Here is a 14,327-nt window from a genome sequence, read left to right as displayed (position 1 = left end):
CGAAGCACGGGTCGGTACGGCGGGGCCGCGGCAAACTCGGTCCGGTCGGACCGCGTGCGTTCAGACCCGGATCTCCCGGACCACGACCGTACGCGTACGCCCCTCCGAGGCGTCGTAGGAGATCTGACGCCCCCGCGGCTGCCACATCAGCGCGTGCCCGAGCGGCGACGAGGGAGAGACGATGTCCGCCTCGTCGGTGGGCAGTTCCGCGACGGTGTACAGAGTGTCGCCGTCGGTCTGCCCATCGAACTCGAGCGTGAGCAGCGCACCGGGGAACACGATCCTCGGCGCATCCGTCTCTCCCCCGACGCGGACGGCGTCGATGAACGTCCGCAGGAAGTTGAGGCGTTGCGTACGACGGTCACGCTGATCGGCCTGCGTCCTCCTGAGGAAGGCGAGGTTCGCCGCGTCCACGCCGTCGGGAGTCTCGTCCGGAGCGTCGACGGCGGCCTGCAGCTGCTGCATCTCCCGGACCAGTCGTTGAAAGGCAGCGGGGGGAATCTCCTGGACGGGAAGCGCGCCCTGCCTGGCGGCCCCGGTCGGCGACACCGGAGGGTGCCCGGGCGCCGGGGCCGTGTTCCTCGCGGGCACGGGACGCGGAGCCGCGTCGGGACGAGCGGCGGGCGATGGCGTGCGACTTGCGGGGACGGGAGCCGCCGCATTCCCCGCAAGCGACGACGCACGGGGAGCAGCATCTCGCGCGGGAGCCGACGCGAGTACGTCGTTCTCAGCCCGAACGGGCGCCGTGCCACGCTGCTCCGGGAAGTGGGCGAGGAGGTTCGTCGGGATCTCCGAAGCGCGCACGGCTTCCTGGGATTCGGCCGCCGGGACCGGGGGGCCCGCGACCTCCCGTTCCACGCACTGTCCCGACTCCTCGTCCCCGCTGTCCGGTTCGCCGGCTGACGAGTCCTCGGCCTGCCCGTCGTCCGCCAGGACAGCGGGCGCCTCCGGTTCCTCCGAGACGGGCTCGATCCCCAGCCGTTCCAGCTCCGCCCACAGCGGCGCGAGCGCCTGCTCACGGTCGAGGTGGAACCGGCTGCCGCGAATGCGGACGAAGGTCCAGTCGACGCGCTCCAGGTCACGCTGCCGGGCGGCCGCCGTGGGCGCGTCCTCGCCCTCCGCGAAGGCGTCACCGTCGCAGGCGACGGCGAGTCTGCGGGTTCCGCCCTCCACGACCAGGTCGATGGTGTGCCGGCCGACCCGGTAGCCGGGCCGCACTCGGTAACCGCGGGTCGTCAGCTCCAGGTACACCTTCTGCTGGAACAGGCTGTCGAACGCTTCGTGCCGTACGTCGGGCCGTACCTCGCCGTAGACCGCGACTGTGTCCTCCTCCGCGGGCCGGGTGAGGTGGTCGAGCCACCGCCGGCGCAGGTCGTTCTCGTGGAACTGTTCCATGCGGGCGCTGTGGAACACCCACACCTGGTCCTGTGCTCGGGACGCCGCGACGTTGAGCCGCTGCTCGTACGTCTTTCCGTTGAACCCGCCGGGTACGGTACCGGCCGCGGTGGTGGCCGAGTTGACGCAGGAGACGAACATGACGTGCCTTTCGTCGCCCTGGAAGTCCTCGGCGTCACCGACCCGGATACGCCGCTCCTCGCGCTGCTCGTAGTCAAGGCGTTCGGCGAGCAGGTTCTCCAGTTCCGTCAGGTGGCCCTTGGTGCCGCGGAGACTGACGACCCCCATGGTCTTCCCCTCGTACGCGGGGTCGGCGCAGCAGCGCACGACCGCGTCGACGAGTGCTTCGGCCTCCGCCGTGTTGACCAGCCGGTCGTTGCTGCCGAAGGCCTCGCCGTCCTGGACGTGCACCGTGCGGACCGGGGACAGCCGGTCGGCCCCGTACTGCCGCAGTGGCTGGAGCCGGCGGTTGTAGCACAGCTCGTTGGAGAAGGAGATGATCTCCGGCATGCAGCGGAAGTGCTCCTTGAGCATCAGCGTGCCTCGGCCCGCCGAGAGCGCCTCGGTGAGGTCGAAGAAGCTGGAGTCCGGGCCGAACAGGCTGCGCACGTCCGGCTCCAGCGCGGTGAGCAGCCGGTCCCTGAGGTGGAAGTACTCGTCCTGCTTGAGGCCGACGTTGGAGGGGCTGACCTGCTTGCTGTCGCCGACGACGACCATCCGGCCGGCGAGCCAGCTCAGCAGCATGGCCTCGAGCCCCGACTGGCTGGCCTCGTCGACGATGACGACGTCGAACATGCCGGGCTGGTCCATGGGCACGGTCTCGGCGACCTGGTGCAGCGGCATGATCCAGGCCGGCACGGCCGTCTGTGCCTTGCGCAGTGCGGCCTGGGCGTCGCGCCGGTAGCGGTGCTGGTACTTGCCCTTGATGCGCCGGGCGGCTTGCTGGTAGGCGCTGAGCGCACGGGACTGGTCACCGGTGAGCAGGCCGAGGCACCGGTGCCAGGCGCGTGCGGCGGCGAGGCGGGCGAGCATGATGCGGGCCTCGTCGTCGGCCTCCGTCAGCCGGCGGCGCAGGGTGCGTTCGGCCTCCGGGTCGGTGAGCCGTTCCATGCGGTCGTGCCATGCGGACCAGGCCCAGGCCTCGGTGAGCGTCGGAAGTCGCGTGTCCCAGGCAGTGTCCTCCGGCGCCTCGGTGATCCGCTCGGCGAACGTGGGAAACGCCTCACGGACTCTGGTGAGCGCGGTGTGCTGCTCGGCCCGCAGCCTGGCGGCCTCGCGGACCTCGGCGATCTCGTCGCTGAACTCACGGTAGCCATCGGGGTCCTGGGCCCGTACGGCGTCAAGGGCACGTGCGACGGCGGACGAGACGCCGGGCCGGTCGCTCCAGGAACGCAGCAGTTCCTCGGTGTCCGCGATGAGCCGGCGGGAGCGCTCGGCGGCGCGCAGTGTCGTCGCCGCACGCAACAGGGCGCGTACGGCGTTCTCGACGGACGTGTCGTGCCAGGTGGCGACTGCAAGTTCCGGTGAGGTGGCAGCGGCGGTGAGAACGTCGGTGCGGGCGGCGGCAACGGCGCGAAGGGCTTGGAGTACCTCGGCGTCCTGCCGCAGGCGGGCCAGGCGCGGACCGTGCCCCTGCCAGGCGCCGGACAGGGTGCTCCACTCGGCCTCGACCTGGGCCAGACGCAGTTCGAGCTGGACGCGGGCGACGACGACGGCCGCGGTGGCGGTGTCCTCGGGGGCCCGCCCGTCGACCCGTACAGTGTCAACGAACGCGCCGACGGCCTTGGCCAGTTTCGTGCGCGTGCCGAGCGGCCCGCGCAGCTTCTGTCCCTGGGCGAGCCCGTCGTGCAGGGTGGTGGCCTGGCCCAGCGCACCGGCCGGATCGTACTGCTCCAAACCGCTGACCATCGCGGTACCCAGGGTGGCGAGCGAGGCGTCGACCGCCGCGAGGGCGTCGCTGACGGCGGCCTGCCGGCTGCGCGCCTGCCAGTCCTGCCCCGCGCTGACCTCCCTCAGGAGCGCCCCGGCCCAGTCACCGGCGGCGGCCGCGAGCGAGGCGGCGCGGGCCCGGGCGGTGGAGAACGCGTCGAGCGCCGTCGTCAGCCGCTGTTGTTCGGCTTCACTGAAGCCCCGTACGGCTGTGTCGTACTGCCGGCTCAGCGGGTCCTGCCGTACCGCCTCGTGCGCCTCCTCGGCCGACCGTACGACGGTGACGGCCTCCTCGAAGTCGCTGGGGCCGGGCAGCTCGGAGGGGCCGGGCACTTCGGCCGCCAGGGCTTGGTGGTGCGGGGTGTAGGCGCGGGTGGTGTGCAGGAGCCACAGCGCGTCGTCGGGGCCCAGGGTTGGCTGCTCATGCGGTACCTCGCCGAGCCAGTCGTGCCGATCCCGCTCGGCGGTGAGGCGCTCGGCGATCTCCTGGAGGCTGCCGGTGTAGTCGCCGATCTCCGCCTCGAAGCGGTGGGTCTCCTGCTCGCGCACCACGGCGAGGTCGCGCAGCATGGTCTGCTGGGCGGACCGGGCCGAGGCGAGCCGTGCCTGGAGGGTGCGGATCTCCTTCTGGGAGGCTTTCGGATCGTATCCGGCGTACTCGCTCAGGATCTTCTGCACGGACCCTTCGAGCTCGCGCTGGGCGGCCGCACCGTCCTCGGTTCGGCTCACGCACAGGTCGCGAACGGTCTCCGGCAGCTTGTCCCGAAGCACACGCAGGGCGCGCGGGGTGTGGCTGGTGATGAGGACCCGCTTGCCCTGCGCGAGCAGGTCCGTGACCAGGTTGGCGATGGTGTGCGTCTTACCGGTGCCGGGCGGACCCTGCACGACGACGAGCCGGTTGGCTCGCAGACGTTCGGCGATGGTGCGCTGCTCCTCGTTGGCGGGGAGCGCGAAGTACATCTCGCCGGTGCCCGTCTCCGTTCCGTCGTCCTCGGCCGCTGCGAGATCGGCGGCGGTCAGGGCTCCGCCACGGCCGGCGATGTAACCGAGCAGCTCTGTGGGAGGGGTGCCCGCGTCGATCTGGCGGGCGATGGCCTTGAGTGCGTCGAGCGTCGAACGGCGGTTTCGCTCCCGCAGCACGAGTGCGGGCGTGAATCCGACCTGCGGCACCTCCAGGCTGCGCGGCCGGGCGCGCTCCACGGTGGGCGAGTAGCCGCCGGCGCTGTGCGCGGCGTTGACCCAACTGCGCAGCGCGGTGTGTACGGCGTCGAGGTGGTCGGGGTCGGTCACGTCGGAGGCGCCCTCCAGCCCCGCGACGATTCCCTCGCGTACGGGCCCTGGAACGTGCTGGGCACCCTCCAGCATGCCCTCTTCCAGCTCCAGGCCCACGCCGGTCGGGTCCGGGGCAGCGGTGAGCGTACCGGTGGCGGGGTCGAGCTGGATGGTGGCCCGGTGCGTGATCAGATGCCGTTCCACGCGCTGGGCCCCGGCTGTCTGCCAGGTCAGGCGTCCGATTCCGAGCACGAGTTCGTACGCCTCGCCGAGGTTGGCGGCGTCCTCGTGCATCTTGTGCAGCCGGTCGTAGAGCTTGACGACGGGGTCGATAGCCCGGCGCCGCTCCGCCCACGAGAGCCACTCCTGTTCCCAGGCCGCGTACTGCTTCTCGATCTTCTCCCGCTTCGGATGCTCGTCCAGCTCGTGATAGGTCTTCTCGAGCGGGATTCCCCGGGACCAGTCAGGGAATTCGGGCTCGATCCGCCGACGCAGGTGGGGGGCGCGGGTCTGCTTGAAATCACGGATACGGGTCTCGTCGACCCAGGGTGCGAGCAGGGGCTTGGGCTGCGGAGCGTCCTCGCGTTCGGGACGGGCGACGGTGAGCCATGCCGGGTCGTCGGTGGAGAGCATCCCGTCGAGCATCACAGCGACTTCGGGGGTGTCCGGCAGCTCGTCGAACCACACGGCGCCGGCGGCGCCGTCGAGCGTGCGGACCGGCCGGGCCTTCGACTCCTCCGCCTCGGCGAGGAACCGGAAGATCTGGCGGACGCGGGTGGCGTCGAGCTCGTTCGGGGACAGCCCGCGCGTCCGGACGGGTGCGGCGTGCGGCGTGGCCGACTGTTCCGGACCGGTCGGCTGCGCAGGCAGGGCCTGCAGTACAGGTCGGCCCGTGAGCTGGGAGGCATCCGCTTCGGCGTTGCCGCCAGGGTCGCCCGTGGATTCCGGATCCGTGTCCGCGAACAACGAATCCTGCCGCTCCCCGAACAGTGCTGCCTGGTCAGGGAGCTGGGGTGGTGCGGGCGTGGGACGCGTGGGCACGGTGTGCGCGATCGCCAGGCGGGGGTCGACGGGAGCCGGCGTGGTGGCCGCGGCTGTGGTGAAGGTGATGCTCTCGCGTTCGTGCCCGTATGCGAACCGGACCTCGATGTCCAACTCGTCGGCGGTACCGGCGGGAATGCTGTAGGCCCAAGTCACGGACATTCGACGACCCTTGCGCAGGACACCTTCGAGTGACTCGTCGAGCACCTCGGTCTTGTAGTCGTGAACCTGGCGGCCCGTCTTGCCGTACGGCCCGCTCCGGACGAGGAGGTCGATGCCGTCCACGTCGATGGCCCGGTCGGTGCCATTGCCCAGGTACAAGGTGCATCGCACCAGGTCGTCGCCCTGTCGATACCCATGCGAGTCTCCAGGGTCGACCAGCTCGTACGGCTGCACGTCGTCGACCCTGACGTGCAGCCCGTCGTCGTACTGGTACGCGCACCCGACCAGCTGCACTCCGTCGCCGAGGCCGCTCTCATCCTGGCTCACACGCCACCCCCTGCTGCCGAGGGCCACAACGGTGGCCCACCCTGCGAATCCCCGCCCCGGCCACACGCCCATCTTGGTGTGAACTGAGCACACGCACTGAGGGTACCAGGGCGGCGACGCCCCCGCAGCGCGAGAACGGGAGTCGCACCGTCGATGGCATTGACAGAGTTCACATACCTGGCTCACCATCAGGTCGGGATCAACTCACTCACACCGCCAGAAGGGCCCGGCGAACCCATGCGCATGGAAGTGGTCGACGTATCACCGCAGTTGGCGGCCGAGTGGCTCAGTCGGAATACCAACAACCGGCCCCTGAGCAAGAGCACGGTCCAACAGCTCGCGGGGCAGATCCAGCGGGGTGAATGGCAGCTGACGCATCAGGGCATCGCTTTCGACGAGGATCAGGTACTCATCGACGGTCAGCACCGTCTGGCGGCCATCGTCAAAGCCGGGATCACGGTTCCCCTGACGGTCACGCACGGCGTGCCCCGGACCGCGTTCACGGTGATGGACACGGGACGCAAGCGCACCGGCCGCGACGCGCTCGCGCTGGCCGGCGAGGCCAACGCGACCCACCTGGCCGCGACACTGCGCGGACTGCACCTGTACCTGCACGCACCGAACTCCTCGTGGGGCGGCGGATCGTCGGTGACCAGCAACGACCAGCTCCTGGTCATGCTGGACAAGCACCCCGGTATCCGCGACGCCCTTCACCGCGGCATCGCGTTGAACCGTGGATGCCGCATCACCGTCACGGCCGCGACGATCGGGTGGTACGTCACCACCGAGGCGCGACCCGACATCGACCAGACCACCTGGGAAGAGGGTGTCGTCACCGGCGCGCGCCTGGAACCGGGCGACCCACGTCTGACCCTGCGCAACACCATGCTCAGCCTGGCAGCGGGCCGGACCCACCGCCGCCGGGACGACTCACGTGAGCACCTGCTCTACTACCTCAAGGCGTGGAACGCCTGGGTGGAGGACCGTGACATCAAGCTGCTGCGCCGCTCCCCCAACGAGACGATGCCCCGTATCTCCAGCCGCTCGGTTTTGACATCGGCGGACAACGACACCTGAAAAGTCATAGATTCGGCGGACAGCTGCCCCTGAGCCCGAAGAGTGCCGGACATGAACCGGCAGTGGGGAAGAGCACAAGGAAAGGAGGCGCATGCGCGCCCAGGAGATCACCTTCCTCAATCTCATTCAGGGAGAAAAACAGTTCCAAGTCCCGCTCTACCAGCGCACCTACAGCTGGGGCGGAGAGCAGCTGAAACGACTGTGGGAGGACGTCGGGGAACTCGTCGACCAGCATCTGAGAGGTGAGTCGGCGGCACCGCACTTCCTCGGTTCGGTGGTGCTCGCCCCCGGTCAGATCCAGGCCGGCGGCGTACAGCGGTGGCTTGTCGTGGACGGTCAGCAGCGGCTGACCACGCTGATGCTGGCGTTCACCGCGCTGCGCGACCACTTCAGGGAGTCGGGTGACGCTCGTGGCGCCGACCGGGTGCACCGGCAGATCCTGGTCAACGAGTTCCACGAGGACCTGGACCACTACCGATTGCTGCCCACGCAGGCGGACCGGGACGCCTACACGGCGTGCGTGCAGTCCCGCGCAGGAGCGGGCGGGAGCGACAACATCGGCGCCGCCTACCGCTTCTTCTGCGGTGCTCTCGCTGAAGGCCGGGAAGCGGCGGGCGAGGAGCGGTGGATCGGTGCCGTCGAGACGGTTCTCAAGGACCTGCTCTCGATCGTGGAGATCACCGCCGAATCCGGCGACAACGTGTACCGGATCTTCGAATCGATCAACAACACGGGCGTCGGCCTCAGCCAGAGCGACCTGTTGCGCAACTACGTGTTCATGCTGCTGCCCAAGCGCGGTGAACGGGTCTACCAGGAACTGTGGCTGCCCATGCAGCAGAGCCTCGGCCCGAAGAACCTCGAGCTGCTGGTCTGGCTGGACCTCATCGTTCGCGGCCACTACAAGACGAAGCAGAGCGAGATCTACCGGGAGCAGCAGAAGCGGCTTCAGCCCCTCGCCGGCGACGAGGACGCGCTGCAGCACGAGATCGCACAACTGGCCGAGCGCGGACGCCGGTTCCTGCGCATCGTCGATCCCGGCCGCGAGCGCTCCCCCGCCCTCCGCGCGGTTATGGAGCGCCTTGCCGGCTGGGGCGGACAGACCCACTACCCGCTCGCGCTGCACCTGCTGGATCTGGTCGACTCCGGCAATACGACACCTGAGGACGCAGCCAAAGCCCTGCTCCACGTCGAGTCGTACCTCGTGCGCCGTCTGATCTGCCAGACGCCGACCACCGGCCTCAACCGCATCTTCATGGAGGCCCCCAAGGAGCTGGAGAGTGACCGGCCCGCGGCCGAGGCGGTGCGGCGATTCCTCTCCGGGCGGCGCAGGCGCTGGCCGAGCGACGAGGAGCTGCGCGAGGCGATCCGCAACAAGCCGTTCTACTGGAGCGGCCGTCCCCCGCAGCGCAGTTACATCCTGCGCCGACTGGAGGAGAGCTTCAGCCCCTCCGAGCCCGTCGACTTCGCCAAGGCCTCCCTCAGCGTGGAGCACATCCTCCCGCAGCGTCCGGCCCCGGCATGGTTCGAACTGCTCGCCGAGGAGACCGACCCGAACCAGACACCCCAGGAACTCCACGACCTGCTGGTGCACACCCTCGGTAACCTGACCCTGACCGGCGACAACGCGAAGCTCTCCAACCACCCCTTCGAACGCAAGCAGCAGATCCTCGAATCCAGCGCCCTGCGCATGAACCTCGAGATCGCCTCCGCGACGCGCTGGGGCAAGGCGGAGATCCTCGACCGCGCCGACCGGCTGACCGAGCGGGCCGTGGAGCTGTGGCCAGGGCCGATCGGCGGGGTCAAGCCCGCAGGCGAGGAGTGGCCGGGCTGGGCCGAGCTGCGCGCGGCCCTGGTGGCCATGCCGAGCGGGACGTGGACCACCTACGGGGACGTCGCCGAACTGATCGGCAGTCACCCCGTGCCGGTGGGGACGTACCTCGGTTCCAACCCGTCGCTGATCGGCGCCTACCGCGTCCTGACCGCGGACGGCAAGGTCTCCCCCGCGTTCCGCTGGGCCGACGGCAGCGACCGGCCTCCGCCGCAGGAACTACTGGCGAGCGAGGGAGTGAAGTTCGACCCGTCGGGGCGGGCCGATCGCGCGCAACGCCTGACGGCCGCGGAACTGGCCACACTTCTCGGCAAGGACGTCACACAGCCGACCGCCCACGATCCGCTGCCCGACGGAGAGGACGCGGCGGCGGCCGAGCGGTTCCGCGCGCAGCTCCAGGAACACTGGCCGGAGTCGTCCGCCGGCGTGCTGGCCACTCTCGAGTTCTGGCGCCACCAGGGCGGCTACGTGAACTACGGCCGGCACGAGGAGACGAGCTGCTTCCCCATGCTGGACGCCGGGACGAGCCGACGGCCCCACCTGCTCTGGCCGGTCGGCATCTACCCGGTCAGCGGAACGGTCGAGGTGGTCTTCCAATACCTCAAGTCCCGCAGCCCGTTCGACGACACGGAGCAGCGCCGCGAGCTCCTGCACCGCCTCAACAAGATCGACGGCATCGATCTGCCCGAGGCGAAGCTGGAGCTACGCCCGTCCTTCCCGGTACGGGTCTTCGCGGAGCACAGTGACGAGATCTGCGAGGTACTGGACTGGTTCGTGGGGGCGGCGGCGCTGGATCTGGCGCGGCGGGGCTGAAGGCAAGCGATCGAGTGAGAGAGCACTGAGGGGACATGGACTTTCTGCACGATCTGACACTGGTGCGTTGCGAGAAGCCGCTGACGAACAAGGCGGGCACGACCTGTTCGGGCGAGGCATCCGTGGCAAACGCCGTCGAATGGGAGTTACGCCTTCCCGGACGGCCGACGCTGACCCTGCACGACAACCACTGGGCGAACGGTGAGCAGGACCTGGTCCTCCACAAGCCCGCTGTCGTACCCGAGATGCCGGCCGCTCTGTCCAGACTGCACGACCGGTTGCGCTCCGGTGTCACCGTCGGCCGGCAGCGTAGGGAGAAGCGCCTGATGGTGTACCCCACTCATGTCGATGAGCACGAGTGGCCACGTATCAAGAAGTCGTTCACCACAGCCGAGCTCGCCGGCCGCCTGGGACTGCATCACCTGTGCGAACTGACCGCAAGGGAGGGCGTCGACCTGGACCACGCCTTCGACCGACCGCGCCTGGACCTGCCGCCGGTCGACCTGGACGATCCGCAGGACGAAAAGCGGGTTCAGCACGCCTTGTTCTTCCCGGTGGAGGACGACGAGACTCCGGTGGTCGCCTACGTCCATTTCCGCGTCGCACCCGTTCTGCGCCACGTGGGATGGCTGTCCCCCGCCGACAGCTGACGCGCGCTTCTGTGAGGCCGCGCAGCCGTGGTCACGGTCGCGCGGCCTCAGGCGTCTCCGTCTTCCGCCGTTCACGCGCTGCCCACTTACCGGGCTCGAGCCAGAACCTCCTTCGCCAGCTCACGGAACTCCCGGTAACAGGTCTGCACGTACTTCTGGGTGCTGCCGAGCGCGCCGTCGGCCGCTTTCAGGTCGAACATGGGTTTCCTCGCGTCGTGCGCGAGCGGCGTGAGACTGCGGTAGTTGCGCAAGGTGGCGATGCGGTGCCGATCGCCACCTTGCTCCGGCGCTCCCTCGCCCAGTACGGCCGCGGAGTAGACCCAGGGGATGCGCTGCAGCCACCGCTCGTACGCCTTCACGGGTCTGTCCAGCCGCATCTCCGGCTGCATGATCACGTAGCCGAGGGGACGCATCTCGGCGCGCGGCGCGGAGAAACCGGCGGGAACCCGGGGCAGGACGAGTTGCTGCCAGCCCCTGCGCCAATCGCGCAGGGTGGGGCCGAGGTTGCTGAGCCCCTTGAGGGAGAAGAGGTCGGCGGCGAGCGGCATCAGCACGTTGTCGGCCGCGATGAGCGCAGCCCTGTTGATCGCCCCGAGATTGGGTCCCACGTCGATGAGGACGATGTCGGCGTCGATCCCGTCGGCCGCCTGCTCCACCACGCGGTGGAAGGCCGTGGTGGTGCGGATCGCCGCGATGTCACCTGCAAAGGTCTTGAACCACTCGTTGGACAGCTTGTCCTCGAAGCGGCTCAGATCAAGACTTCCGGTCAATAGCCAAAGCCCCGGCTGGAGTTCGGCCGGCTCGATGGGGGCAACGTCTCCCGTGCCCTCCAGGATGGGCCGCACCGCGTCGGCGATCGTCTGCCCGTTGCGCACCCGGCCGGTGCCGGGCAGCGCGGAGGCAACAGCGCCCTGTGCGATCAACTCGGACTGGTTGTCCCACAGTTCCTCGATCTCGGTCTCGTCCAGGCACATCGAGGTGAGGTTCGCCTGGGGGTCGAGATCGACGGCCAGCACCGTCAGACCGAGCCTGCGGAACATGTGGGCCAGGTGGTAGGTCAGGGTCGTCTTTCCCACCCCGCCCTTGTTGTTGAAGAGCGCGATCGACGTCCGCTTCATGAGGCCCTCCGGAGGATGACGGCCCACGACGACGCGTCGACCTGGAATTCGGCGGGGGGATTCCCGTTGCGTGCGAGCGATGCCCGCACCCGTCCGATCCCCCGACCGAACCGGTTCACATAGCCGAGTCCTTTCATCGCCGCGGCGAGGGACGGGTTGCGGTAGTCGTTCACCCGGTCGAAGTTGTCGTCCCGGACCTGCCCGTAGGGCCCTCCGGGATTGGTCACCTCGATCCGGTCGTCGAACCAGGCGATGCGCACGGGGGCGTAGGAGGTCTCGTAGTTGCGGTGCATCAAGGCGTTCATCGACACCTCCCGCAACGCCTCCAGCGGATAGTCGGGTTGCGGAGTCTCCCGGAATCCCTCCTCCACCAGACGCGTACGAAGGTTGCTGCGCAGCAGCGGTTCAAGTCTGGCCGCCATGCCCACGAGGTTCTCGCGCAGTTCCTGGTCGTCGGCGACGGGCGCGTCGAGATCCACGCCCTGGTACCGGACGAACTGTACGTACGCCCCGGGGATGCGGCTGCTGGGATCGAGCCCGACAGCGAGCAGTCCGAGGGCGGTCGGCCGACCGTCCGGGGTGGTGAGGTGCAGGGAGGAGAGCTGCTGGTGCACCGGGCGCCCGTTCTCCTCGATGACCTCGGGTCCGACCATGGACGGCAGGTAGTCGCTGCGGAAGAGTTCGAGGTCCAGGTCGTCGAGGGTCGCGCACGGCACGGGCCTGCTGTCGAAGGGACCGTCGCCGGCCCGCCGACGCTCGGTGAGGACTCGCTCGTCCTCACGCGTGGCCTTACGGGTGGTCGGACCGGGCCGGACCCACACGACTCCGTCGAAGCGCACGGGCAAGGCGGCGGATGCCTCCACGTGGATGTGCACCACGGGTTTGCCCCGGTAGGTCGCCGCCCGGACGGTGAAGGACGGCCGGTCCAGGATCCTGCCGTCGTCCCGGAGGTCGGTGAGGGCCAGCAGAGCCCGGTCGCTGACGTCCACGTCGTCGACCGGGATCCCGTCGTCCGCGACGCCGATGAGGATGTCCCCTCCGCCCCTGCCGACGAGATCGTTGGCCATCGCGCAGACGGCATTGCCGATGGCGTCACCGCGCTTGCCTTCCCGCTTGGCGGTCCGCTTGAACTCCAGGGTCGGGGTCTCACGGGTCCCGAGGACGTCGGCCAGGTCTGCGTCGTGTGCGTTCACACAAGTATTGTGCCGTTCGCCCGGCGTCGATTACTCTCGGGCGGCCCCGCGCGCCTGCTGTGCTTCCTTGTGTGGCCCCGCACAGCCGGATCCCGGCTCGCGGCGGCCGGGCGACGCCCTCTGCCTCGCAGGTCCTCCGAGCCGCTTCCCGAGCGTGTCCGACGAAGCGGGCCAGTCGCCTGCCTGATCGTGGTTGGACCGGGGTTGACCCTCGACCTTGTGGAGGGCCCAGGGTTCCGGGTGTGGAGAACGACATGCGCAGCATCGGGGAGATGGCCCGGGACAGCGGACTGAGCGTGAGCGCGCTCCGGTTCTACGACCGGGCCGGTGTGCTGGTCCCCGCCTGGGTGGACCCGGTGAGCGGTTACCGCTGGTACGACCCCGAGCAGTGCGACGAGGCCCGGCTGCTGGCCCGGCTGCGTCGGGCCGGCATGCCGCTGGCGGACATCAGGCTGGTGCTGGCCGGCTGGTCCAGCGCGGACAGCGACCTGGTGCGGGGGCTCCTCCAGGCGCACCTGCGCCGTCTCGAGCGGGATCTGTCCGATGCCCGCAGTGAGTTCTCCGCGCTCCGAGCAGTACTCGACCACAGGGAGAACCCCATGACCTCTTCGCTCCGCACCGCCACCACCCGGCTGTCCGCCTCCGCCCCGGAGCTGGCCGCCGCGCTGGACGCGGTTCGCTTCGCGGCCAGTACCGATCCGGAGCTGCCGATGCTCGGCGGCGTCCTGTTCGACATCGAGGGCGAAGACCTCCGTGTCGTGGCCACCGACCGGTACCGGATGGCCGTCGCACGAGCACGCACCGCCGGGCACGGCACGGGCCGGGTCCAGGCCGTCGTGCCCCTCCCGCTCGCCGACGCGATGCGAGCGCTCCTGGGCGGGGAGGAACCTGTCCGGCTCACGTTGGACGGCGACCGCGTGACGCTGGAGACCGGGGACCGTCAGGCGGCGGGCCAGTGCCTGGACCACGACTTCCCCGACTACCGCCGCCTCCTCCATCTGCCCGCCGGGCGCCGGGCGGTCATCGACGTGGCCTCCTTCCGCAAGGCTCTGGAGACGGGTCCCGTCCGTGCGGACAGGACGCGTGAGCAGGACGGCGTGTCCTACGACCTCAGTGTGCTCGCCGTGGCGGACGACGGCACGGTGACCGTCCACGAGGACGGTGACGACGACCGGAACCACATCGCCGTCAACCGCGAGTTCCTGCTGCACGCCCTAACCGCCGGCGCCAGGGACGAACTGCTCTTGGAGTTCGGCGCCCCCACGGCCCCCCTCGTGATCCGCCGACCCGACGACGAGGACGTCCTCTCGCTGCTGATGCCGGTCCGCCTCGACGACCAGGAGTGAGAACGGCCGTGGGCGGGTGTGCGGCGCGGAAGAACGTGCCGCACACCCGCCGGGTGCCGGACTGAGTACAGGCACTCGGCTTGACGTTCAACGTTGTTGAGCCCCGACCGCCTTGGGGGCGCGGACGGGCGACGCCGGGCCGCCGACTCCCGGCCTGCCACTCCTGCCGCTTCGGG

7 protein-coding genes are annotated in these 14,327 nt (G+C 69.7%); 4 read left to right on the top strand and 3 right to left on the bottom strand.

Translation table 11 applies throughout. The features are described from left to right. Positions 1 to 60: 60 nt before the first annotated feature. Positions 61 to 6,126 (bottom strand): AAA domain-containing protein, encoded by a 6,066-nt coding sequence (locus tag CG719_RS37175; RefSeq protein WP_100570295.1) that lies wholly within the window; start codon positions 6,124 to 6,126, stop codon positions 61 to 63. A 237-nt stretch (positions 6,127 to 6,363) separates the two neighbouring features. Here CG719_RS37175 and CG719_RS21585 point away from each other — a divergent pair, with 237 nt between their 5' ends. The 3 genes from CG719_RS21585 to CG719_RS21575 all read left to right on the top strand — a co-directional run bounded on the left by CG719_RS21585 (position 6,364) and on the right by CG719_RS21575 (position 10,494). Further along, the gene (locus CG719_RS21585) at positions 6,364 to 7,203 is read left to right on the top strand and encodes a hypothetical protein (protein ID WP_100570294.1); all 840 of its coding nucleotides are present in this window, start codon (positions 6,364 to 6,366) and stop codon (positions 7,201 to 7,203) included. Positions 7,204 to 7,294: 91 nt separating this feature from the next. After that, the gene (locus tag CG719_RS21580) at positions 7,295 to 9,844 is read left to right on the top strand and encodes a GmrSD restriction endonuclease domain-containing protein (RefSeq protein WP_100570293.1); all 2,550 of its coding nucleotides are present in this window, start codon (positions 7,295 to 7,297) and stop codon (positions 9,842 to 9,844) included. A 35-nt stretch (positions 9,845 to 9,879) separates the two neighbouring features. Beyond that, positions 9,880 to 10,494: a hypothetical protein gene (locus CG719_RS21575; protein WP_100570292.1), complete on the top strand. Its 615-nt coding sequence runs from the start codon at positions 9,880 to 9,882 to the stop codon at positions 10,492 to 10,494. An 86-nt stretch (positions 10,495 to 10,580) separates the two neighbouring features. Here CG719_RS21575 and CG719_RS21570 read toward each other — a convergent pair whose 3' ends face one another. Then, positions 10,581 to 11,612, bottom strand: a complete 1,032-nt coding sequence (locus CG719_RS21570; RefSeq protein WP_100570291.1) for a ParA family protein — start codon at positions 11,610 to 11,612, stop codon at positions 10,581 to 10,583. Beyond that, positions 11,609 to 12,805: an ATP-binding protein gene (locus tag CG719_RS21565; protein ID WP_100570290.1), complete on the bottom strand. Its 1,197-nt coding sequence runs from the start codon at positions 12,803 to 12,805 to the stop codon at positions 11,609 to 11,611. Before CG719_RS21565 ends, CG719_RS21570 begins: the two co-directional genes overlap by 4 nt. 254 nt (positions 12,806 to 13,059) lie before the next feature. Here CG719_RS21565 and CG719_RS21560 point away from each other — a divergent pair, with 254 nt between their 5' ends. Further along, on the top strand, positions 13,060 to 14,151 hold the full coding sequence (locus tag CG719_RS21560; protein WP_100570352.1) for a DNA polymerase III subunit beta family protein: 1,092 nt from the start codon (positions 13,060 to 13,062) through the stop codon (positions 14,149 to 14,151). The last annotated feature ends 176 nt before the right edge of the window (positions 14,152 to 14,327 follow it).

This window comes from Streptomyces sp. CB01373, from assembly GCF_002803075.1.
GTDB lineage: Bacteria > Actinomycetota > Actinomycetes > Streptomycetales > Streptomycetaceae > Streptomyces.
This window is presented reverse-complemented; position numbering and strand designations above follow the sequence as displayed.